This is a genomic window from Paraburkholderia sp. MM6662-R1 (assembly GCF_050436245.1).
GTDB classification, from domain to species: Bacteria; Pseudomonadota; Gammaproteobacteria; order Burkholderiales; family Burkholderiaceae; genus Paraburkholderia; species Paraburkholderia tuberum.
The window spans coordinates 1,419,969-1,442,410 of record NZ_JBNDLV010000003.1; the positions used below are offsets into that span (position 1 = coordinate 1,419,969).

The following is a 22,442-nucleotide window of genomic DNA, read 5'->3' on the forward strand; positions in this document are numbered from 1 at the left end:
CCTTGATACCGATTAGTTTTAAAGATGCTCAATGAAAGTCAGGCATATTTAGTGAGCGCCTGTCCGTCGCTCAATCACCGAATGAACGGTAGACGTCAGGTCAGGCTGCATCCTTCACGAGCGGCAGCTTCGCGACGAGACGCAAAGAAACCGTCAGACCTTCAAGTTGGAAATGCGGACGCAGGAAGAACTTCGCCTGGTAATATCCCGGATTTCCCTCGACGTCCTCGACGACCACTTCGGCCGCGGCCAGCGGTCGACGTGCCTTGGTTTCCTGCGACGAATTCGCGGGATCGGCGTCAACGTAGTTCATGACCCATTCGTTGAGCCATTGCTGCATTTCGTCCCGCTCCTTGAATGCGCCGATCTTGTCGCGCACGATGCACTTCAGGTAATGCGCAAAGCGCGAGCACGCGAACAGATACGGAAGACGTGCCGATAGATTCGCGTTCGCAGTTGCGTCGGGATCGTGGTACTCGATCGGCTTCTGCAACGATTGCGCGCCGATGAACGCCGCGTAGTCAGTGTTCTTGCGGTGAATGAGCGGTATGAAACCACTCTTCGACAATTCCGCTTCGCGGCGGTCGGAGATCGCAATTTCCGTCGGGCACTTCATGTCGATGCCACCGTCATCCGTCGGGAACGTGTGACACGGCAGGTTTTCAACTACCCCACCGCTTTCCACGCCGCGAATCAGCGTGCACCAACCGTAGTTCTTGAACGAACGGTTGATGTTCACCGCCATTGCGTAGGCCGCGTTCGACCATACATAGCGTTGATGATCCGCGCCGGCGGTCGCCTCTTCGAAATTGAATTCGTCGACCGGATTCGTCTTGACGCCATACGGCAGACGTGCAAGGAAACGCGGCATTGCAAGGCCGATGTAGCGCGCGTCTTCCGAACTACGCAGCGAGTTCCAAGGTGCGTACTCGAGGTTTTGCGTAAAAATCTTCGTCAGGTCGCGCGGGTTGGCGAGTTCCTGCCACGAGTCCATCTGCAGCACGGACGGTGCCGCGCCCGTAATGAACGGCGCATGCGACGCTGCCGCCACCTTTGCAATCGAGCCCAGTAGGTCGACATCGGCCGGCGTGTGATCGAAGTAGTAGTCAGCGACGAGACAGCCGTACGGCTCGCCACCCAACTGCCCGTACTCTTCCTCGTAAATTTGCTTGAAGAACGGACTCTGGTCCCACGCAATCCCTTTATAGCGCTTCATCGTGCGACGCAGGTCGTCCTTCGACACATCCATAAAGCGGATCTTCAGCTTCTCATCCGTTTCCGTGTTCGCGACGAGGTGATGAAGCCCCCGCCATGCGCTCTCAAGACTCTGAAAATCTTCATGGTGGAGAATCAGGTTGATCTGTTCGGATAATTTGCGATCGATCTCCCCAATAATGCCTCTTTCAAAATCCGAGTGGCTGGTTTGGCGGGTCAAGTACGGGCGTCAGCCCGGCGAAGCGAATACTTGACGCGCGTTGAAGAAGTAAGCTGGGACAGGGCTGGTTGCGGCAGAATGCGGCAACCAGCCCTGCAAGACAACGTGAACCGATGAACCAGACCCAACTGTTTGAAGCCGCCTTGGGGATCAAGGCGCCGTGGTACGTGCAAGGCGTCGATTTCGATGCCGCGCGGCGTGAGCTGACCATTGCCGTGGACTTTGTCGCGGGTACGCGCTTTCCATATCCCGGTGTGGCGGGCGAACACCCGGCTCACGACACCCAGATCAAGCGGCTGCGGCACCTCAACTTCTTTCAACATGAGTGCTATCTGGAGGTCCGGGTGCCGCGGGTACGTCTGCCGGACGGCTCGGTGCGCCTGATCGAACCCGACTGGATGGGCAAGCTGGACGGCTTTACGCTGCTGTTTGAAGCACTCGTGCTGGCGCTGTGCCGGGAGATGACATTTGCCGCGGTGGCACGCGTGGTGAACCTGTCGTGGCATCGGGTGAAAGCCATCTGTGACCGTTACGTGGACCTGGCCGTGGCCGCGACTGACCTGTCCGAAGTCACTGCGGTGGCTATTGACGAGACTTCGTGCCGGCGTGGCCACGACTATGTTTCGCTGGTCGCCGACATGGACGGGCGGCGTGTGGTCTTCGTCACGCCAGGCAAAGATGCCGGCGTTGTCGAACGCTTTGCCCGGCACCTGGAGGAACACAACGCAACGCCTGCGCAGATCGAGTCGGTCAGCATCGACATGTCGCCCGCCTTCATCAAGGGCGTCGAGGAGCATCTGCCCGATGCGCGGGTGACCTTCGACAAGTTTCACGTCGTCGCGCACGCGTCCAAAGCGCTTGATGGCGTGCGCCGCGCGCAGCAGAAAACCGATCCGTCGCTGAAGGGTATGCGCTGGTCGCTGCTCAAGGATGCCGGGAAGCTCGATCTCGCACAACTGACCGATCTCGAGGCCCTGATCAGCCAGTACACCACCAACCGCACCGCGCGTGCGTGGATGTACCGCGAGCAGCTGCGCGAGATTCTCGATCGCAAACAGATCCACGTCGTCTCCAAAATGCTTCGCCGGTGGTGCGGCAACGTCATGCGCTCGAAAGTCGAACCCATGAAGGACGTCGCGCGCATGATCCGTCGTCATTTCGACGGCATCATCGCGTGGGCGCAGACGCGTCAGACCAACGGATTCATCGAAGCGATCAACGGCCTGTTTCAGGCCGCCAAACGCAAGGCACGGGGATACGCCAGCTTCAAGACCATGCGCACCGTGCTGTTTCTCATCGCGGGCAAGCTCGACTTCTCAGCACTCAATCCGCATGCCTCGTGAGCCGCATTACCCACTGAGTTTTTAAAAGAGCCCCAATAATTGACTCTATGTTTTTGTACGCGTCGTCGGACACCGTTGCCGATGTAAGCAGTGCTTGTTGAGCGAGCGTCCGGACAGCCCCCTCGACAGCCTCGCGCGCGCGCTCCGTTTTGGGCTTGAATTCGCGCGATAGGAGTGCATTGAAATCGGACTGACTTGTCACGCTCGCCGTTGCCTTGGCGCGCATGTTCGCTTGAAGTTCGGCCATCATTTCCCCATTGTTTCAGGCTGTGCTTTCGTGCGGAAAGCAAAAATCATTCGTTGGTCACCGGTTCGCCGGCGGATGCCGCTTCCGGCTTTGGCGCCTTTGCGAGCGCTTCGAGTAACGCTGGGTCTCTCAACACCTTGCTGACCAGGTTTTCCGCGCCACTTTTGCCATCCATATACGTTTGCAGATTGGCCAGTTGCGTACGCGCCTCGAGTAGCTGCGCAAGCGCGTCAACCTTCTTCGCGACGGCTGCGGGCGAGAAGTCGTCCATGCTTTCGAACGTGATATCGACCATCAGATGACCTTCGTTCGTCAGCGTGTTGGGCACCGCGAACGCGACACGCGGTTTCATGGCCTTCATTCGCTCATCGAAGTTCTCGATGTCGATATCGAAGAACTTACGATCGCCGACGGCGGGCAACGGTTCGAGCGGCTTGCCCGACAAGTCGGCGAGGACGCCCATCACGAACGGGAGTTCGACTCTCTTTTCGGAACCGTAAATTTCGACGTCGTATTCAATCTGGACGCGGGGGGCACGATTACGTGCGATGAATTTTTGAGAACTGGTAGAAGCCGACATAGTGCTCTGAGGTTGTTCGCTCAAATAAAAGAAGGAGCGGCGACACCGCTCGCTTTCGTATGAAATCCGCAAGCTGATGATGTTATGTCTCGGAGCAGCGCGGCGATATGGGCGGTTGCCCAAAAGTCTGTCCCGTTCGCAAAAGAGAGGCCGGGTTGGCGTGCGCGAACGCAGGTTCCCAGAGGGCTACCCGCGACGAGTACTTTCAGTGCGTGCCTGAATCGGGAACAACGGTGATTTCGACACGACGATTCATTTCGCGCCCCTGACTAGTTTCGTTGCCGGCGATCGGCCGGGTATCGCCATACCCCTGAATTGCGAAACGTGTGACGGGCAACGTAGCCGTGTTGACGAACCAATCGCGGATGGCCCGCGCGCGTGCCTCGGAGAGCTTTTGATTCGCGACGCTGGCACCCACGTTGTCAGTATGACCCGCGATGAGAATTCGCTTGTCGGGATTCGCGCGAATCAGATCGAGAACCGTGTGGAGCCTTGGCTCTGCACCTGACTTGAGCGTCGTCTTGCCGCTGTCGAATAACAAGAGGCTGTCGATCGTCACAGCAAGGGGCGGGGAATGCGCGGCGATCGTCGGGGAATGCGATGTCGCGGTCACGCGTTCAAGCGCGACTTGCAACTGCTTGCCCCGATACAGTCCCCAGCCGAGCCCGGTCGGCACACCGTTGCTCGCATAGCGAGCCAGCTCGGCGGATTGTCTGCGCAACGATTCGAATCGCTCACGCTTCGTATCCGCGCGGGCTGTGGGTATATGTGTGTAAGCCTCGAGGTCGTCGGCGACTCGCGTGACCAACCTGCTGTTCGACCATGCGGAGACACCAATCGACACCATCAGGACGACCGCCGACGCAGCCAACGCGTGCAAGCTTCCGGAATACGACCGGGCCCACTCGCTCTTCGAAACCCGGAATCTGTCGTTCCGCGCGATGGTCGTAAGTAAAGGCAGAGACAGCGGCTTCGGTTGAGCCCTCGGCCTCGTCAGCAGCGGCCGCAGCGCGGTCTTGCCGGTGAGCCATCGCGTCCATGCGCCTGGACGCATCGGCGGGTGTCCGATGTCGGCCAACAGCAAGCCGCGCAGCGAGAACGGCGCGGTGTTCGCGAGCGATGAAAGTATCGATAGCAGCGCCTCATCTTCTAGCCAGTCGAACACTGCATGCCCCAGACCGGCACGCGACGCACGTTCCGGGTGGGCGACAGCGAGCCAAGCCTGATCCAGCTGTTGCCTGAGCGCTTGCACATGTTGCCGCGCGGTTGCGGTCGCGGGTTGCATCGTCGAGATATTCATGGCATCGCCGAACCAGACCGGTTCCACTGCGTGGTCGCTATTCGAGCCGAGGTACGCGTAGATCGCGATATAGCAGGGTAATACGAACGCCCGGGGACCGATGCAAGCGTCGATTTGATGCTTCCAGCGGGAAAATTCGCGGCGAATCACAGCATCGTCGCACTCACCGTCGGGAACAACGGGCATCAACACGGCATCCGGCGGACGTTGATGCGACTCCATCACCGTGGCCAACACGCTGGACAACTGCTGCGGGGACCGGACACGCAACCACAGCGCATCACCGTTACGTCGCACTGTGGATGTCTGGCCATCGCGTGCAAACAACGCGCCGGCATGCGGCCCGACGACGAGAACAATCGATAACTGACGCACGTTCCCGAGCTGAAAATCCTGATCATCGTGGGTCGGATGCGATCGCCCGTAAGCTGGCAAAACGGCGGTGCCCACCCCCGTCAACAGAACAAGACTGAGCACAACGGGCCACGATGGTTGGAGAGCAAGCGGCAAACATAGCCATATCAGTCCACCTACGGAGACAGCGATCCAGATCAGCGCCGCCCGGTAGCTGTTTCCGGAAATCATTGCGAACGCTCCGTCTGCATAGGACTACTCTGCGGCGACGACGTTTGAGGTAGACCGCGTGTCGCAACGTCCAGACTAAGGTCCATCGCCGTCCATAGTGACGCGATGGCAACCGCACCAGCAATCACCCCGCCGGCGATTCTGCGTGAATGTGAGATGCGTGACACGTCCGACGGCCGAAGCGAATTGGTCGGTGGCATGGCGTTATCCGGTGCGTCGGGTATGGAGAACGCCGCCTTATTACGCGGATGCCCGTTCAACGCCGATTTCGCACGCTCCAGATATGCGTTGGTGTTTTCGCGTCCGCCGTCGAAGCCCAGCCCCAGCAACATGGTGTAGAACTCAAGTCTGGCGGGGTCCGGATCGCCGCCGTCCACCACCGCCGCGATCTGGTGCCATACCCATGCGGCGCCATCACGCACGCCATGAAAACGCATCTGCAGCGGGTCACGCAACCATTCCTCGCGCTGCCTGGACGGCAATGCATGCAACGTCAGTTCATCTAGCAGAACGCATTGTGCGAGGCTGACTTCCCGGATGTCCGTTGCCGGAAAAGTTCGATCCAGCATTTGCTGCTGTAGCGTCTCGACCAACGTACTGCAACGCGCGCGCCAAAAAGGAATAGCCGGCAGCTCCGCGCCGTCGGACAGCAGTGCTGCATGCAACGCAGTCGCTCGCATGAGCGCGACTGTTGAGTCAAACATAATAAGAAACGTATTCGCGCCGGCACCCTCAGGGCATTTCGACGACATAGGTGACGAATGTATTGACGGTGCCAGCCGTGGCCCGACCGGTTGCGTAGTAGCTGGCAATGAACTTCACCGGCGTTGGATCCGTGGACGTGATCGGAACGACTCTCATCGTAGACCGGTCGCCGACCTTGATCCGCGATCCGTCCTCATTGGCCAGCATGACCTGTACATTCGTTGCCGACGCCGCCCCGCTCGCATTCTGCAGGTCCAGATTCCCGGTGTTGGGATCGGTCGACGAACCGCTCTCGAAATACACGCGCGCCCCCGTTACACCGCTTGGACATTGGATCGTGATGGTAAAGAACTTTGAGCCGCGATCGATAACTCCGGCCGTCGGCAGCGATTGCGTCGAAAGCGTCGGCAACGTGACCGTCATGTCGGGCGAACTCACCAGCGCACACGTCGTCGCGTTATAGGTGCCACTAAAATTGAGCGTGACCGAAGGCGAGCTTTGCGCATGTACGCAAACCGATCCCAACAGCGCACCTGCGATCAATCCGGAGATTAGTCCGGCAATCCGAAAGTATCTACAAATATTTTTCATTTTCTGACCTCTACTGTCGGCGGAATCATCTAAGCCGCAGCGCTGGAGCTGACCGGGTATCGACCTTCGCACTTCAGCGAAGCGAACTGACAAGCGCCGCGCCCGCTGAACGTCGCGCTACGGACTTTGCCGGCGGAGACCAGACTAGCGCTGGATCACAGCTCAGCTTGATGCGCGCAACGATCCCCGCGCGCTGACCGCTGTCCGCCTTGTCGTCGTCCGGCACCGTGTAGGGCATCACGCACTGCTCCGCTGCGCGATTGCCCCAGCGCACCAGCAGCTTGCCTTCGTGCTCGAGGCCGCGCAGGTACGCGAGGCCCCCCTGACCGACGATGCCCACCGATTTCTCGGACTCGTCGAATAGCTCGGTGCCCATCGGCATGGCTTTGCCTTCCCGATCCAAAACCTCGGCGAAAATCGGCGTGCCCTGCGTGGTCGCAATCTTCACCTTGACGAGCGAACTCGCGCGCGGCACGACTTCCTCACTCGTGTTGCCCAGTTCAACGTCGAGCGACACGTCGCTCGGATCCAGCGCGACCGTGTTGACCCGGTATGGCATCAGCGAAGACACCACCGCATAGCCGTTAGCGTCAATCCTTGCACCCTGGCCATTGATGATCCGGCCGCCTTCCGCGCCTTTCGCTTCGACGAGCGCGAACGCCTGCCCAAGCGGCGGGCTCAGCGTCATGCCGCCACTGTGAACGATGACCGCGCCGTCGGCGTTGAACGCGGCTTGACGGGTCTGATTGCTGATCGATGCATTGACGTTGTAAGTACCGAACGGCGCGCGATACATCGCGTAACCACCCGCGGAAACGGTCCGATTGTCGCCGGCGACGATCCGTGACGCGTTGACACCGTAGGTGACCGGCGTGGCTCCGCTCGTGTTGCCCGACGCGGTGGCCTGAATTGTGCTGTCCCCGTTCGAGCCGCGCGAAACGTTGGTGGTCAGATAGTCGAACATATGATGCTCGTTCGAGTCGACCTTGCCGAGCGGAATCGTCAGGTTCAAACCTACCTGCGTGCTGATCTTCGAGTTTTGCAGGCGCGTGCGTTGCGCATATAGCGAGTAGGACACCCGCTTGTACGCGCTGTTGAAACCAACCTGATATTGCAGGTCGTAGCCCTTCGACGCGCCCCAGTAGTTCTGAGAACTGCCGGCGATATAAAAAGAACTCGACTCGCCGATTGGCTGGTTGATATTCAGCTGCAGACGGCTGCGCGTGCGGTAGTCATACTGACCCGTGGTGTCTCGGGAGCCATATCGCGCGTACATCGCGTCATGCAGGCTATAGAAGCGTGAGGTCGAGTATCGGTAAGCCGCAACCGAAAAATTCGTGTTGGGCCCTGGAAGGAGCTTGCTGTAGCTGATCCGGGTACTGTAACCGGGACGACCACCAGACACGCCGGGAATATTCGTTCCCGCCGCCGTTACGTCAAACGCGAATGCGCCGAGCGGCGTATTGAGCGCGACACCCATCAGGCCAGCCCAGTAACCTTCCGCAAACTGTGCACCGGTGTAGGCGGTCAACAGGTTTGTCAGGCCGCGCTGATAAACCGCCTGCGCCACCCACGGATGGTTATTCAGCACGGTATCGCGATAGACACCGGTCGTCAGATTGAAACGTGCAACACCAGGCCGCAGCAACTGCGGGACGGACGCGAACGGCACCAGAAAAGTCCGCTGACGGCCGTCGGATTCTGTAATAGTGACCTGAAGGTCGCCGCCATAACCCGTAGCCGGCAGGTCGTTCAGTTCAAACGGCCCCGGCGGCACGCTGGTCTCGGCCACGATGATGTTGTTCTGACGCACGATGATGCGTGCATTGGTATCAGCCACGCCACGCACAACCGGCGCGTAGGAGCGCATGGAATCCGGCAACATGCGGTCGTCGCTCGAAAGCTGGACGCCACGCACGTTGAATGAGTCGAAGACGTCACCGCTCGTCGAGCTGTCGCCGATCGTCAGTTGGCTCTTAAGCGCCGTGACATCGTGTTGCGCAAACAGCGCGACACTTTGCCAATGCGTGCCGGAACCCCGGTTCTGCGAGCTTACCGTGGACCACTGGCGGAAACGCCAGCCGTTCACGTTGAATCCGCTTTGCAGACCGAGGTAGACACTGCTGAAGTCTCCGCTACCATTGTTCTGGTGGGTCGTATAGCCGGCGAGACTGTATTGCACGAAGCCTGCGTTGATCCCGTTGTCCCAACGGGACGGATCAACGTAACCGGCAGCCTCCTTGCGCAATTCGATCTGTGGAATCGACAGATCGAGTTGCAGATCGGCGGTGTTGAACGATGCAACCGATCCCGGTACGGCTTCAACCAGCGGGACGCATTGCACTGACGCATCCGTATCGTCGAAGTCGCCCTTTCCTGCTTCCTTCAACCGCTGGGCCACGCGCTCGGTATCTACGCCAGCGCGGTCGAGGCCAGGCATCGTGAAACAGGGCGTTGCGATATCCGAGCCCGGCACTGCCTGAAACAGGACATCGAAGCGTCCACGCTTCTTACCATTGACGAGCAGTTCGAGCGGATAAACACCGGGAGCAACAGGATTGCCTCGCGTATAGCGTGACAAATCGGCGACGTTGCCCGTAAAGAATGCTGGATTGAACTCGACTTCTTGCGGAACTTCCGCAGCGGGCGCATTTGATGTCGCCGTGGTAGATGACGCATCCGTACGCGCAGCTTCTCCGTCGACACCGGCTTCCTGTTGCGGCAACTCGGACGCCGAGCAGTCGCTGGATGGCGTCGCCGCTGAGTCCGGCGCGCACGCGGCGACCGCGGAATTTGAGCAAAAGACCCAGCCCGACGCTATGATTGCCGCCCAAGCCAGTGGATGAAACCGGAAAGGGACATTACTGAATACTCTTTCAACCGCCGTCTTACTATTCCGCACGCCCGACATCCCGTATTTCAATTATTGATTCTTTTGCGCTTCCGCGCTTTGAGCACCTGTCACTTCCGCCGAGTCCTTGATCGCTGTACCGAAGTCGTTCAGAACCGTATAGGAAACGGTGGCAGGAGCTTTGATATCCAGCTTTCCATCTTGTGGACGGAGATCGACGTGCCCGAACGGCGGTGCCATATCGGGCAAAAGAGCGACTTTCCTGCCTGCCGTTTCTACCTCTGCCGTGCCGAGGGAAATGTAGTAGGGCGATGGGTTGTCCAGACGAACGATGCTCTGACCTTTGTCATTTGCCTCGACATGCCACTTCAGCTGTGCCCGCCCCGCCGTTGGGTCATCGAGCAACGATACCGGCCGGTAGAACATCTTGATACGCGTTCGGAACGCGAGCTGAATCATGTTCCGGTCATCAGCGTCCTTAGGCTTCGGCGGAATTTCGAGAACGTTCAGCCAATAGACAGCCTCACGGTCCTTCGGCATGTCGCCGCCTGTGAACAGGATGCGCAAAGCCTGCCCTCTGTGAGGCTCGACCCGAAATACCGCCGGCAGTAACGTGAACGGCACCTTGATTTCATTCGGGGCAGCGGCCGCATCGCCGTCGTCCAGCCATGCCTGGACCAGGACCGGACGGCTGTCAACATTGTTCAAACGAACATTGACTTCGCGGTTTTGCGCCGGATAAATAACTCGGGTACCGGTAATGGTGATAGCAGCTTGTGCAGCAAACGAGGTCACACTTAAGGCGACAGCTGCGGCGAACAACATTGGAAACTTCATTGAAGACACTCGCTCCTCCACGCGACAGATAAGCGGAATGCCACTTCGGGTTGCCTTCGAACTAGAAGAGCAACCCGATGCCATTCGGCTTAGATTCGCTTACTGGTATGCCAATGTGTAGCGAACAACAGCCGTCACGTTACCGGCCGTGGCTCTGTCTGTTGCATAGTACTGGCCGGCGTAGTACATCGTTGCCGTACCGTCGTTCCCAACAGCAACGAACTCGCCCGTGCTGCCCAGCGGAAGCACCTGCGCCGCGCCATTCGTGAAATTGTGGTCAAGCAATTGCACTTCGACGTTCGCGGCCGGCGAGGTAGTTGCCTGGTTAATGGCATTACGCGTAACCGGGTCCATGTTCGTGGTCTCGAAATGCGCCGCGACATGGGTCAGCGTTGCCGGGCACTGCGACACCGAAATGTTGAACGGCGTGGACCCGCCGACTACGCCAGCCGCAGGCAACGTCTGCGAAGACACCCGAGGCAGCGTGACCGTTTGGTCCTCGTCACCCGAGTTGATCACACAGGTGTCGTCATACAGTTCTCCATTGAACGTTACCTGACCTGTGCCCGGTACAGCTTGAGCGAAAACCATCGGCGCGACGGACAGGCCCATCAGCGCGATCATGAGTTGCGTTACTTGTTTTTTCATGAGATTCCTCTTTGTTGCCATTTCAGAACTACAAACCCTTGTGAAGCCGGGACGTCCAGCGATCGTCAAGGCAGAGGAATGATCTCATTGAAGAAGATCGGTGTTAATGGGCCAATACCCAAAATGAAATACCAAATAGGTCAGTCGAGAAACGGCGTGTCGATTCCTCGAACTGAACAGGTCACAGGACCACCCTACGATAGGGAGAAGGCGCCACGAGAACGACAGAATCCGCCTGAGAATCGCGGCAATTGCTACGAGCAGGACCACTCGCGCACGATTGTGACGAGTTCTACGTCGTTTCTGGCACCGAGCTTCTTCATGCCAGCGTTCTTCTGATTGCTCACGGTCTTCGGACTGCGATTGAGCCGCTCGGCAATTGTTGCGATCGACATCCCGTCGCAGATCATTCGCACGACCGTCGATTCTTTTTCAGATAGCAAATTGAGAGAAGATCCGCCTTGCGCTGCGCGCCCCGTTGCGCGCAACATCTTGTCCGCAATGGAATCAGGCAGAAACACGCTTTTATTTTTGGCAACGCGGACGGCAGCGGTAAGGCTGACAAAGCCCTCGGGACCCTTACCGACGAAGCCGGCCGCCCCCGCGTTGAGCGCAGCTGAAATGATGTGCGTGGAAGAATGCGTACTCAAAAAAACTACTCGTATGGCTGGGGCGACACGCCGGATCCGGTCAAGAAGGTTGAGACCGTCGGCATACGGATCGCCTTCGAATTCGTAGTCGCACACAAGAACATCGACTGGCACTTCGACCAACCGCTGGAGAAGCAGGCCAATACTGTCGCTTTTGAAGCAGACCTGGATGTCAGGACAACGCTGAAGAAGATGCTCGACGCCGAGGAGAATAAATGGATGATCGTCGGCGATACCCCACTCTTATTTTGTTCACTCACACTCCATACCACGCAGGTGAATACCTTTTCCTTGCCGAAACACCCTGCATGATTTGTCACCAAAGTACCATGTCATTTCACGCCGTTACATGATGAGAAAGGCGCAGGGCATCTCGTCCCATCCACTCGTCGACTTCCCTGATCCTGTGTGTCGCCACGGGACGCTGCGTTTGCGTGGGCCTAGCCGCACACCTCAGCAGCAAGATCGAGAGCCGCAACCTTCCTGCTTCTAATGAAGCGAACGACGTCGGGAACGCCTATCATCTAAGCGCACCAGGCGGTGCAGTCCAGATAGCCCATATCAAATTGTCTTGATCGTTCCACAAAAGCATTTTGGCACCACGCAAATAGAAGTTTTCGAACCAGTGTTTTTTAAAACGATGCAAAATCGGTGAGAAGTCGGTGTGCTTTGGTAAAGACAAAGCAATTTTTGGGCATGCAACCTGGCATGGATCAATCATGAAGATGGGATAGCGCAACGCCCCCCAACTCGTCGGCGAGGAATTAAAACATCTTCGCCTTGCGCAGAGGCGGATTGTACAATGCGCTAACAAGAAAAAAGTCAGCAGAGTCCTATATGCGTCATAGGTGCAAGAAGTGCTTTCAACATCCAGCCCAGTCGGCCCGTCGCAATGCCCCATCGCCGCCGGCGTCACCGCCGTGTTTCTTCTAGCGGACCGCGCGACAGCAGGTCCGCGGTCGCGGGCCCATTTGCTTCAGCCATTTCTGTGCGTTCATTTCGTTCTCCTGTTGTGTATGGCCGGATGACATCGACGGTGACTCCGGTCACTAATCGGTAATGCGCTCGTCGAATACGGTCAGCGCGGCGAGACTGACGAGACTGCACGCGCTCATGTACCAGGCCGGCGCATAGGCGCTGCCCGCCACGCCAATTAGCCACGTCACGACGAACGGCGCGAAACCGCCGAACAACGTCACGCCGACGCTATAGATGATCCCGAGCGATCGCCCGCGCATTTCGCGCGGGAATCCTTCGAGCAGCAGCAGAAAGCCAGCCGGATTGCCGAGCACCCACAGGCCGATTTCCGATATGGACGTAGTCTGGCCGCCGGCCAGGCAGCACGCCGGGTCGGCGAAACGCGAATTGGCGAAGGTCAGGCTGTAAGGTATTGCTCGACGAGCGTGGCCCAGTAGGCGGAGCCGATCGGCAGTGCCTGATCGTTGAAGATGAAAAAGCTGGGTTTCATTGAAACGTCGCGCACGGCGAGACTGCATCTGATGCAGCGCGAAGGCGCGATTCACACGCGCCCGGCCGACTATTTCATCCGCTGCATTCGCCAGGCCGCGATCATGTGAGCCGCGCGGCGCGCGAGCGGGAGCAGGAGCGGGAGCCTTAAGCCGCAAAATGATTGCGCACGAGATCGACGAACGCGACCAGCCCGGTAAGCAGAACCACGATGAACAGCCAGCGTTCGAGCAGCGTAAACACAGGCCGTTTCCCCTTGCGACGCTCGGCGATGTAAAACCACACGGTCGCCGCCGTATAAAGCACGGTCGACATCAACAGATAATGCAGGCCGCCCGCGTACACGAGAAAGAGCGCGTAGCCGCAGCCCAGCAGCGCGAGCATGAAATCGATGCGCCGTGACCACGGCTGCCCGGCATACGATTCGCCGCTCGCTGCGAGCTTCAACCCATAGCCGGCGACGAGCAGATACGGGATCAGGCTCATCGACGTCGTGAACTCCTTGGCCAGCGTGAACGCTTCTTTCGAAAACAGCGTCACGATCAGAAAGGCCTGAATCACGAGGCTCGTCATCCACAGTGCGGCGACCGGTACGTGGTTGCGGTTTTCTCGCCCGAGAAACGCGGGCATCGTGCGGCTCTTGCCCGCCGCGTGCAGAATTTCGGCGGCGAGCAACGTCCATGCAAGATAAGAACCGAGTACCGATATCAACAGGCCGAGCTTGACCGCGACCGCGCCCCAGGCGCCGACCGCGGCGCTCAGCACGCCAGCCATCGACGGATTTTTCAGCGTGCCCAACTGCTCGAGCGGCAACACGCCATACGACAACAACGTGACCATGACCATCAACGCAAGCACGCAGAGAAAGCCGAGTACGGTCGCGACCCCGACGTCGCGCCGTTCGCGTGCATGCCGTGAATAGACACTCGCGCCTTCGACGCCGAGAAACACGAATACCGTGCCCAACATCGTCTTGCGCACCTCGCCGAACAGACCGGTCGCCGACGGCTCGGGAACGGTCCACAGGTTCCCGAGGAACAACTGCCACTTGACACTCGATAGCACGAGCACCGCGAACAGTCCAAGCGCCAACAACTTGGCGGCCGTCATCGATGCATTCACTACCGACGAGCCCTTCACGCCGCGCAGTATCAGAAAGTGAAACACCCAGATCATCAGCGAGGAACTGACGATCGCGCTAAACGTATTGCCAGCGCCGAATGAAGGCGCGACGATCGCGAGCGCGGACTTGATCAGCACGAGATACGCCACATTGCCGAGACAGCTGGCGCACCAGTAGCCGAACGCCGACAGAAATCCCGTGTAGCGTCCAAACCCGACGCGCGCATACGTGTAGACGCCAGCGTCGAGTTCCGGCTTGCGCCATGCGAGCCGTTGAAAGATCAGCGCGAGTATCAGCATGCCGGAGCCGGTGATGGTCCAGCTGATCAACGAACCGACTACGCCGGTATATTTGCCGAGCGCCTGCGGCAACGAAAAGACGCCCACCCCGACCATCGAGCCGATCACCATCGCCATCAGGCCCGGCGCTGAAAGTCTGACGCGCTTGTCCATTGCTGCGATCGCTCTCCCGCGAACACGTTCCGATCGAGCCGCGCTCGTGCGACTACGATGATCGACCGCTCAGATGACGATCGTGCCGGTGGCGAGGCCGATCAGCGCGCCAATCGCGCCGCAGGCCGCGACGGCCAAGATGACCCACTCGACTTTCGAAAACACCCGCTGCCCGCGCTCGCGTTTGGCCACCACATACAGCACCGTACCGGGCGCATAAAGCAGCGCCGATAGCATCAGGAACTTCAGGCCGCCCGCGAACAGCAAAAAGGCCGTATACAACGTCGCGAACATCGCGACGAAATACTCGGTGCGCAACGCGCCGCTCAAGGTGCCGCCATTCTGTCCACTATCGTCACGCGCGGCCTTGATGCCGTATGCGGCCACGAGAAAATAAGGAATCAGCACCATCGAGCTCGTGAGATTGAGCATCAGCGCAAACGCATCGGTCGACCAGTACGTGCTGATTACGAAACACTGCACCACGGTACTCGTGAGCCAGATCGCGGCGACCGGCAGCTTGCGCTCGTTTTGTCGCGCGAAGATACGCGGCATCGTCTCGAGACGCGCGGCGGCGAACAGCACCTCGGCACAGATCAGCGACCATGCGAGGTACGCGCCGAGAATCGAAATGATCAGACCGGCGCTGACGAACACGACACCGAATGGGCCGAGCAGCGCGCCGAGTACCGCGGCCATCGACGGCTGGCGCATCACCGCGATATCGGCGCGCGGCAAGGTCGCGTAAGGCAGCAGCGTCACCAGCACCAGCAGACACAGCACGGCGACGAAGCCGGTGATCGTCGCGGCGCCGACGTCCGAGCGCTTTTTCGCATAGCGCGAGTACACGCTCGCACCTTCGATACCGACGAACACGAAGACGGTGACGAGCATCGTCGCGCGAACCTGCGAGAACAAGCCCTTGCCGATCTGATCGCTGCGTTCCCACAGATTCGCGCGAAACATGTCGGCGCGAAACAACGCGATCAGCATCACGATGAACAGCACGATTGGAATCAACTTCGCGACCGTGACGATCGTGTTGATCATCGTGGCCTGCTGGACGCCGCGCAGCATCACCAGATGAAACAGCCAGATGCCCACCGACGACACGAGGATCGCGGTCGCCGTATTGCCGTTGCCGAAGGCCGGCACGAAAGCGCCAAGCGTCGATTTGATCAGCACCCAGTACGACACGTTGCCGAAGCAGCCGGCCATCCAGTAGCCGAATGCGGATAGAAAGCCCGCATAATCGCCGTAGCCCGCTCGCGCGTATGCGAACACGCCCGCATCGAGCTCGGGCCGTCGCTGCGCGAGCGCCTGAAAGACGCGCGCCAGCGCATACATGCCGATGCCCGCCACGCACCATGCAATGACCGCGCCGAACGGTCCGGTCGCGCGCGCGAAATTGCGCGGCAACGAGAAAATCCCTGCGCCCACCATTGAGCCGACGACCATCGCGGTCAATGCGGGCAACGACAGTTTCGTCTCGACCTGGGTTGCCATCGTCCACCCTTCAGAGAAGCTGATTTCCTCCAGAAATGGGCTTACGCGGAGCAGGTACGCGTGCATTGCGCATCTCCTGTCAGTTCTCGCGACTGAAGCCAACGGCCTTGCGAGTACCGGACCGCACTCCTCCTGGTCGTTCACTGTGAGGCCGGCGCCGGTGCCCTCGCGGTGGCGGGCGCGGCTTCCGTCGGCGCTCGTGTATTCGAGGCCACTGGCGGATTGGCCAACCAGCCGCCTCCCATCGCCCTGAACAGCGCGAACTGTGCCTGCAGTTCGCCGACCTCTTCCCTCGCCTGCGACGACTGGCTTTCGAGCAGCGCAACCCGCACCTGATCGATATCGACGCGGCCGGTATCGCCGAGTTCGTAGCGACGTCGCACCTGGCTCAACTGCGTGGTGCGACGCGTGACTTCTTCATTGCGTGCCTTGAACAACTCGTCCTGCCGGTTCAAACGCGCCAGTGCACGGTCGACGTCATAGAACGCGCCGAGCGCGGTCTTTTCATAGTTCAACATGGCCTGCTGCGCCTGCGCATCCGATGACTCCACCTGCGAGCGCCGCGCGCCAAAGTCGATCAGCGGCAGCGCCATCGCCGCGCCGAATAGCCAGAACGTGCTGGCCCCGAGGCTTTGACCCGCGATCTCCCAACCATTGCGTGCAAGCAAACCGCTCAACGACATGGTCGGCCAGTAGTTGAGCCGCGCGACATCCGACTGCCTGAGCGCCGCATTCACGCGTGCCTGCGCCGCGATCAGATCCGGGCGCCGCATCAGCAGGTCGACCGGCTGGCCGGGCTCGATATGCGGCAGCGCGGTCATCAGCGTGTCGCTTTCATCGAGAATCCCCGCAAATTCCGCGGGCTGCACGCCGCATAGATTCTGCAAATTGAGTCGTGCCTGCGCGATGCCGTTCTCCACGTCCTGCAAACGCGCATCGACCTGCGCGCGGCCGGCGCGCGCTGCTTCGATGTCCGTACTCAGCACGAGACCCGCGTTAAAGCTCTTTTCGGCGATGTTGACGAAGTCGTCCGCGATTGCGCGGCTCTGCAGCAAAATCGCGCGCTGACGCAGCAGCCCGCGATAGGTGACGTACAGATCCGCGACACCCGACACCACGCTCAGGCGTACCGCCTCCGCGTCGCCCGCGGCCGCGCGTGCCTGTTCGCGTGCCGCCGAGAGCCTTGCGCGTCCCTGACCGAACAGGTCGATCTCCCATTGCGCCTGCAAGCCGACACGCCAGAACTGCGCATCGGTATTGTTGATGCCGAGCACTTCCTCGAACTCGAGCTGCGTCTCGCCGCCGTGATACTTCGCGGCGCTCACGCCAGCACCGACCGACGGCAGCAGTTGCGAGCGAGCCAGCCGGATCCCGGCCTGCACCTGATCGACGCGTGCGTAAGCGGTCGCGATGTCGAAGTTGTGCGCGAGCGCGAGATCGATCAGTTTATTCAGCGTCGGGTCGTTGTACTGGGTCCACCATGCCGCGAGCTGCTGCCCGGACATCGGTGTCGCCACGCCCGGTTGCGCCTCCGAATACTGCGGCGGAAACGCGGCGGGCTTTTGCAGCTGCAATGAACCCGTACAGCCGGCTTCGAGCAGCAGGGCCGCGATGGCGAGAAGATAAGGGCGCGCGCGGATCATTTTGCTTCCGGGTGTCGACCCGGCTCCCATTCCGCCTGCCTGATCGAGAACAGCATCGCATACAGCGCCGGCACGGCGACCAACGTCAGCACGGTGGCAAAAACAAGGCCCGCCATAATCGTGATCGCCATGTCCTTGAAGAAAGGATCCCACAACAACGGCGCCATGCCGAGCGCCGTCGTACCGCCCCCCAGTATCACCGGCCGCAGACGGTTCATCGCGCCGTGGGTCACCGCCTGCATGCGCGGCACGCCCGCGGCGATCTGCGAATCCATCTCTTCGACGAGCACCACGCCGTTCTTGATCAGCATGCCGATCAGACTCAATAGACCGAGCAACGCCATGAAGCCGAACGCGCCGCGAAATAGCAGCAGACCGAGCGTGACGCCGACGATCGACATCGGCACGACGAGCAGCACGACGAGCGCCGGCTTCAGGCGTCCGAACATCATCAGCACGAGCAGCGCCATGCCGATGAAGCCGAGCGGCAGTTGACGGAACAGGCTCTGCTGCGCGCGCGTCGACGATTCGTGCTCGCCGCCCCATTCGAAGCTATAGCCCGGTGGCAGCTTGATGTTCTCGATGCTGGAGCGTATGCGGTTGAACGCGTCGACACTGTTCTGCCCATAGATCGGGTTGGCCGAAACCGTCAGCGTGCGAATCCGGTTTTCGCGCGCGATCTGGCCTTCCTCGGTACCGACCGCGAAGCCGTTGACCACGTCGCCGAGCGGCACGTAACGGCGCAGCCCCGCGCTGAACACCTGCAGGTCCTGCAGACCCGCGACGCCACGCGTGTAGTCGGGCGAACGCAGCACGATCGGCAGTAGCTGATCGCCTTCGCGATAGATGCCCACCCGCAGGCCTTCGCTTGCATAAGCCATCGTGTCGCTAACCTGACGGCGCGTCACACCGAGCGAGCGCGCCCGCGATTCGTCGAATTCCGGCCGCACGATGCTGATCGGGTCCTCCCAGTCGTCGCGAATCGCGATGATGCGGCCGTCCGCCTTCAGCACATTCTGTGCTTCTTGAGACAAGCGGCGCAGCACGGCCGGATCGGGTCCGGAGAAGCGTGCCTGAATGGCCGCGCCACCGCCGGGACCGAACTTCGGCCGCGTGACCGTCCATTGCTGTTCTGGGAAGCGGCTCTTCAGGTCCGCTTCGATGTCCGGAATCATGTCGTCGATCAGGCTCTGGTCCTTCGCGCCGACGATGAACTGCGCGTACGACGGATTGCGCGTTTCCGGATCGTAGACGAGGGAGAAGCGCGTCGCGCCCGAGCCAATATACGTCTGCACGTTGGTGACGTCCGCATGCTTGAGCAGCACCTTCTCCACCGCGCGGCTCTTTTCGACCACCGCGCGAATATCGGCGCCGCGCGGCAAACGCATGTCGACATAGAAGATCGGCGTGGTCGACGCGGGGAAGAAGCTCCGCTCGACGAAACGGAACGCCCACCCGGCCAGCACGGTCAGCGCGACGAGGCCGATGACCACGAGCACGCGCTGTCGGGTGACCCATGACAACAGCTCGCCGTAACGCTTGTACAGCTTCGACTTGAACGGGTCGTCATCGATGATGTCCGCGGGCTTGAAAAGATACGTGCCGAACAGCGGTGTCAGGGCGATGGCGATCACCCAGCTGAATAGCAGCGAAATCGCAGCAACGGCGAACAACGACGCACAGAATTCGCCGACCGAATCCGGCGACAGGCCGATGCCCGAGAAAGCCAGAATCCCCACAATGGTCGACGCGAGCAGAAGCCATTGGCTTTGTTTGAGAATCTCGGTCGCCGCCTGGAGATGCGACATGCCTCGTTGAACCTTCACGAGCATCCCCTCGACCACCACGATGCTGTTGTCGGTCAGCATGCCCATCACGATGATCAGCGCGCCGAGTGAGATACGCTGCAGCTCGATGCCTGCCGCGTACATCACCAGCAGCGTGCCGAGGATCGACAGGAACAGCTCGACGCCCAGCACGACGCCCGCGCGCCAGCCGAGCGCAATGCCCAGCGCGACACCGACGATCGCCACGGACAGGAACACGTCGAAGATAAAGCCGCGCACGCTCTCGTCGACGACCTGCGGCTGATCGTAAAGCGAGTGCAGCTTGATGCCGATCGGGAGGTCACGCTCGAGTTCGGCGAGCCTCGCCTTGAGCTCCTCGCCGACCCTCACCACATTGACGCGCGGCCGCGCGCTGATACCGATCGTAACCGCGGGCTGGCCGTTATAGTGAATGACCTGGTTCGGAATCGTCGCGTAGCCGTGGCTTACCCGCGCGATGTCGCCGAGCAGCAGCGGGGCGGGCGTATTGTTGACAGGCAGCGAACGAATGGCCTGCAACGAATCGAGCGAGCCGGACGGCGCAATCCGCAACGACAGGTCGCCGACACGTTCGCGGCCCGCGGGCCGAACCTCGTTCTGCACGAACAGCGTCTGCGCAAGATCGTCGGTGGACAGATCGTTGGCGATCAGTTGCGACTGGTCGACGTCGACCGAGATCTGCTCCTGCTGCTCACCGGCGATCACGATGTCGGACACGTCGCCGAGTGTCAGCAGTTGGCGGCGCAGTTCGCGCGCGTACTCATACAGTTGCGCCTGCGTGTAGCCCTCGCCGGTCAGCGCGTAGAACATCCCGTAGACGTCGCCGAAACGGTCGAGCACGAGTGACGGTCCCGCGCCCGGCGGAAGCCGGGGCTGTGCATCCGATACCGACTTGCGCAACTCGTCCCACACCTGCGGCAATTGCGCCGACGTGTACTGGTCGCGAATCTCGACGCGGACTTCAGAGTAGCCCGGTGTGGAACGCGAGGTCAGCCTGTCGACCTGCGGCATCTGCTGGATCGCGCTTTCGAGCCGGTCCGTCACTTCCTGCTCGACCTCGTGCGCACTCGCGCCCGGATACAGCGTCACGACGACCGCAGTCTTGATCGTGAACTTCGGGTCTTCGAGCCGCCCGATGTTGTAGTACGCGAAGATGCCGCCCAACAGCGAGATGAGCGTCAGAACCCACGCGATCAGCGGCTTTTCGATAAGGGGGCGCGCGAGATTCATTGAGGCGCATCCATTGGACGGACCGCCATTCCCTCTTTCATGAACTGCGAGCCGCCGGCCACCACGCGGTCGCCCGCCGCAACCGCCCCCGCGACGACCACATCGTCATTGCGAATTTCGCGCACGCTGACCGGCACCGCATGCACACGGCCGGACGCGGCGTCGTAGCGCCACAGACTGCGCTGACCGTCCGCGCCGATCGACACCGCGGCGATCGGAATCGCGAAGTACCCTTTGTTGCCGTTTTGCGCGACCTGACGCGCCGTTTCGGAAATCTGTACGCGCATCGCCATGCCGGGGAACAGCATCGCGCTTTGCGGTCCTTCGATGGAGAACACGAGCCGGTAGGCCGCCGAAGTCGGCGAGGTCTGCGTGGTCCGTTCGCGGAACACGAGCGGGAAGCGGTTCTGCGGCCGCCCGGGCAGCCACGCCTCGGCTCTCAGCGTCTTGTCGACGAATAGCCGTTCGGCAATGCTCTGAGGCAGATCGACGCCGACATCGGCACGGCCGATGTTTTCCAGATTGAACGCGGGCGCCCCAGCCTGCACGACCTGCTGGATCTCGATGTTGCGGCGAGCGATCCGGCCGTCGAATGGCGCGACGAGCTGGGTATTGCGCAGGTCGCGGCTCGCCAGGTCGCGTGCCGCGCGTGCGGCATCGGTGGAAGCCGACAACTGCTCATAGGCAGCCTGAGACAGAATGCCGTCCTTGCGCAGCACCGCCTGGCGCTTCAGGTTGTCGCTCAGCTGCTGATACTGCGCGTTCGCGCGTTGCAGTTGCAGCTTGTAGGGTTCCTCGTCGATCCGCGCGATCAGTTGCCCGCGTTTCACCGACGCGCCTTCGAGCACCGCGATCTGCACGACGCGGCCCGATACTTCGAAGGCGAGCGGCGAGATGCTGGTCTGCTCGACCCGCCCGGTAAAAATGCGAATGGCGGAAGCGTCGGCCGGTTCGACCCTGGTGAGCTGCACGGCTGGCCTCGTATCGCCACTCTGTGTTTCGGTCTGCCGTTGGCAGCCCGACAGTAAAACGACAAGCGCGCAGGTCAACGCGCACGACAATGCGCCGGTCAGTGCGATTCCGCCTGATCGGCGAGGCCGCGGTGCATCGGAGCGGTTTGCATTCATGACGTTCTCGGCTGACTGCTGGCGCAACCCGTGTCGTAAGCCCAGCGGCAACGTAGCTCACGGGCCGGCGAATACGAGACCCTACAGGTTGCTCAGCAATTCATAGGGGCCCATGACAGTGGACCGATGGGTGCATCCGCTTCGACTTCCACGGCCAGGTCAGACTCAAGGAACAGCGGCATCCCTTCTGTCGGACCGGCAACGTCGTTCAAACCAGTCTATCGGCGACAACGGTGTTGTGGCCGTCAGGACTACAGCCGCGACCCATGTGTCGTCATTCCGGCTCCGTTCATCAG

The 22,442-nt window shown here is 60.5% G+C and carries 14 protein-coding genes and 3 pseudogenes; 1 reads left to right on the top strand and 16 read right to left on the bottom strand.

Going from position 1 to position 22,442, the window contains the following annotated elements:
- Nucleotides 1-100 precede the first annotated feature (100 nt).
- A pseudogene (tssC, locus tag OKW39_RS29540) lies at nucleotides 101-1,396 on the bottom strand (type VI secretion system contractile sheath large subunit); the annotation flags it as partial.
- A gap of 152 nt (nucleotides 1,397-1,548) precedes the next feature.
- Here tssC and OKW39_RS29545 point away from each other — a divergent pair.
- Nucleotides 1,549-2,778: an ISL3 family transposase gene (locus OKW39_RS29545; RefSeq protein WP_429562555.1), complete on the top strand. Its 1,230-nt coding sequence runs from the start codon at nucleotides 1,549-1,551 to the stop codon at nucleotides 2,776-2,778.
- A gap of 25 nt (nucleotides 2,779-2,803) precedes the next feature.
- On the opposite strand, the pseudogene OKW39_RS29550 reads toward OKW39_RS29545, so the two are convergent.
- From OKW39_RS29550 to OKW39_RS29620, 15 genes and pseudogenes are all read right to left on the bottom strand, one after another.
- Nucleotides 2,804-3,075, bottom strand: a pseudogene (locus OKW39_RS29550) (type VI secretion system contractile sheath large subunit); the annotation flags it as partial.
- The gene (gene tssB / locus OKW39_RS29555; RefSeq protein ID WP_184068521.1) at nucleotides 3,072-3,605 is read right to left on the bottom strand and encodes a type VI secretion system contractile sheath small subunit; all 534 of its coding nucleotides are present in this window, start codon (nucleotides 3,603-3,605) and stop codon (nucleotides 3,072-3,074) included. The pseudogene OKW39_RS29550 and the gene tssB, both read right to left, overlap by 4 nt.
- A 205-nt stretch (nucleotides 3,606-3,810) precedes the next feature.
- Nucleotides 3,811-5,490: an OmpA family protein gene (locus OKW39_RS29560; protein ID WP_429564240.1), complete on the bottom strand. Its 1,680-nt coding sequence runs from the start codon at nucleotides 5,488-5,490 to the stop codon at nucleotides 3,811-3,813.
- Nucleotides 5,487-6,242 (bottom strand): DotU family type IV/VI secretion system protein, encoded by a 756-nt coding sequence (locus OKW39_RS29565; RefSeq protein ID WP_429564241.1) that lies wholly within the window; start codon nucleotides 6,240-6,242, stop codon nucleotides 5,487-5,489. Before OKW39_RS29565 ends, OKW39_RS29560 begins: the two co-directional genes overlap by 4 nt.
- Nucleotides 6,223-6,786: a fimbrial protein gene (locus OKW39_RS29570; RefSeq protein ID WP_429564242.1), complete on the bottom strand. Its 564-nt coding sequence runs from the start codon at nucleotides 6,784-6,786 to the stop codon at nucleotides 6,223-6,225. Before OKW39_RS29570 ends, OKW39_RS29565 begins: the two co-directional genes overlap by 20 nt.
- Nucleotides 6,787-6,859: 73 nt before the next feature.
- Nucleotides 6,860-9,511: a fimbria/pilus outer membrane usher protein gene (locus tag OKW39_RS29575; RefSeq protein ID WP_429564243.1), complete on the bottom strand. Its 2,652-nt coding sequence runs from the start codon at nucleotides 9,509-9,511 to the stop codon at nucleotides 6,860-6,862.
- Between the two features lie 198 nt (nucleotides 9,512-9,709).
- Nucleotides 9,710-10,474, bottom strand: coding sequence for a fimbria/pilus periplasmic chaperone (locus OKW39_RS29580; RefSeq protein WP_429332609.1), 765 nt, complete (start codon nucleotides 10,472-10,474; stop codon nucleotides 9,710-9,712).
- A gap of 99 nt (nucleotides 10,475-10,573) precedes the next feature.
- Nucleotides 10,574-11,122: a fimbrial protein gene (locus OKW39_RS29585; RefSeq protein WP_090811826.1), complete on the bottom strand. Its 549-nt coding sequence runs from the start codon at nucleotides 11,120-11,122 to the stop codon at nucleotides 10,574-10,576.
- A 254-nt stretch (nucleotides 11,123-11,376) separates the two neighbouring features.
- Nucleotides 11,377-12,028: pseudogene (locus OKW39_RS29590) on the bottom strand (response regulator).
- 793 nt (nucleotides 12,029-12,821) lie between these two features.
- Nucleotides 12,822-13,064: a hypothetical protein gene (locus tag OKW39_RS29595; protein ID WP_429564244.1), complete on the bottom strand. Its 243-nt coding sequence runs from the start codon at nucleotides 13,062-13,064 to the stop codon at nucleotides 12,822-12,824.
- 322 nt (nucleotides 13,065-13,386) lie between these two features.
- Nucleotides 13,387-14,814, bottom strand: a complete 1,428-nt coding sequence (locus tag OKW39_RS29600) for a basic amino acid/polyamine antiporter (RefSeq protein WP_429360233.1) — start codon at nucleotides 14,812-14,814, stop codon at nucleotides 13,387-13,389.
- Between the two features lie 69 nt (nucleotides 14,815-14,883).
- On the bottom strand, nucleotides 14,884-16,320 hold the full coding sequence (locus OKW39_RS29605; protein WP_429332842.1) for a basic amino acid/polyamine antiporter: 1,437 nt from the start codon (nucleotides 16,318-16,320) through the stop codon (nucleotides 14,884-14,886).
- A gap of 140 nt (nucleotides 16,321-16,460) precedes the next feature.
- A complete protein-coding gene (locus tag OKW39_RS29610; protein ID WP_429564245.1) occupies nucleotides 16,461-17,963 on the bottom strand; it encodes an efflux transporter outer membrane subunit in 1,503 nt (500 codons plus the stop codon).
- Nucleotides 17,960-21,019 carry an efflux RND transporter permease subunit gene (locus OKW39_RS29615; RefSeq protein WP_429564246.1) on the bottom strand — a complete coding sequence of 1,020 codons (3,060 nt, stop codon included), beginning with the start codon at nucleotides 21,017-21,019 and terminating at the stop codon, nucleotides 17,960-17,962. Before OKW39_RS29615 ends, OKW39_RS29610 begins: the two co-directional genes overlap by 4 nt.
- Nucleotides 21,016-21,990 carry an efflux RND transporter periplasmic adaptor subunit gene (locus OKW39_RS29620; protein WP_429360239.1) on the bottom strand — a complete coding sequence of 325 codons (975 nt, stop codon included), beginning with the start codon at nucleotides 21,988-21,990 and terminating at the stop codon, nucleotides 21,016-21,018. Before OKW39_RS29620 ends, OKW39_RS29615 begins: the two co-directional genes overlap by 4 nt.
- Between the last annotated feature and the right edge of the window lie 452 nt (nucleotides 21,991-22,442).

What these genes read in the sequence shown, in the direction of transcription:
- OKW39_RS29605 (WP_429332842.1), bottom strand. Translation starts at nt 16,320, where the DNA reads ATGGCAACCCAGGTCGAGACGAAACTGTCGTTGCCCGCATTGACCGCG.
- OKW39_RS29545 (WP_429562555.1), top strand. Translation starts at nt 1,549, where the DNA reads ATGAACCAGACCCAACTGTTTGAAGCCGCCTTGGGGATCAAGGCGCCG.
- tssB (WP_184068521.1), bottom strand. Translation starts at nt 3,605, where the DNA reads ATGTCGGCTTCTACCAGTTCTCAAAAATTCATCGCACGTAATCGTGCC.
- OKW39_RS29615 (WP_429564246.1), bottom strand. Translation starts at nt 21,019, where the DNA reads ATGAATCTCGCGCGCCCCCTTATCGAAAAGCCGCTGATCGCGTGGGTT.
- OKW39_RS29565 (WP_429564241.1), bottom strand. Translation starts at nt 6,242, where the DNA reads ATGTCGTCGAAATGCCCTGAGGGTGCCGGCGCGAATACGTTTCTTATT.
- OKW39_RS29560 (WP_429564240.1), bottom strand. Translation starts at nt 5,490, where the DNA reads ATGATTTCCGGAAACAGCTACCGGGCGGCGCTGATCTGGATCGCTGTC.
- OKW39_RS29580 (WP_429332609.1), bottom strand. Translation starts at nt 10,474, where the DNA reads ATGAAGTTTCCAATGTTGTTCGCCGCAGCTGTCGCCTTAAGTGTGACC.
- OKW39_RS29610 (WP_429564245.1), bottom strand. Translation starts at nt 17,963, where the DNA reads ATGATCCGCGCGCGCCCTTATCTTCTCGCCATCGCGGCCCTGCTGCTC.
- OKW39_RS29600 (WP_429360233.1), bottom strand. Translation starts at nt 14,814, where the DNA reads ATGGACAAGCGCGTCAGACTTTCAGCGCCGGGCCTGATGGCGATGGTG.
- OKW39_RS29585 (WP_090811826.1), bottom strand. Translation starts at nt 11,122, where the DNA reads ATGAAAAAACAAGTAACGCAACTCATGATCGCGCTGATGGGCCTGTCC.
- OKW39_RS29570 (WP_429564242.1), bottom strand. Translation starts at nt 6,786, where the DNA reads ATGAAAAATATTTGTAGATACTTTCGGATTGCCGGACTAATCTCCGGA.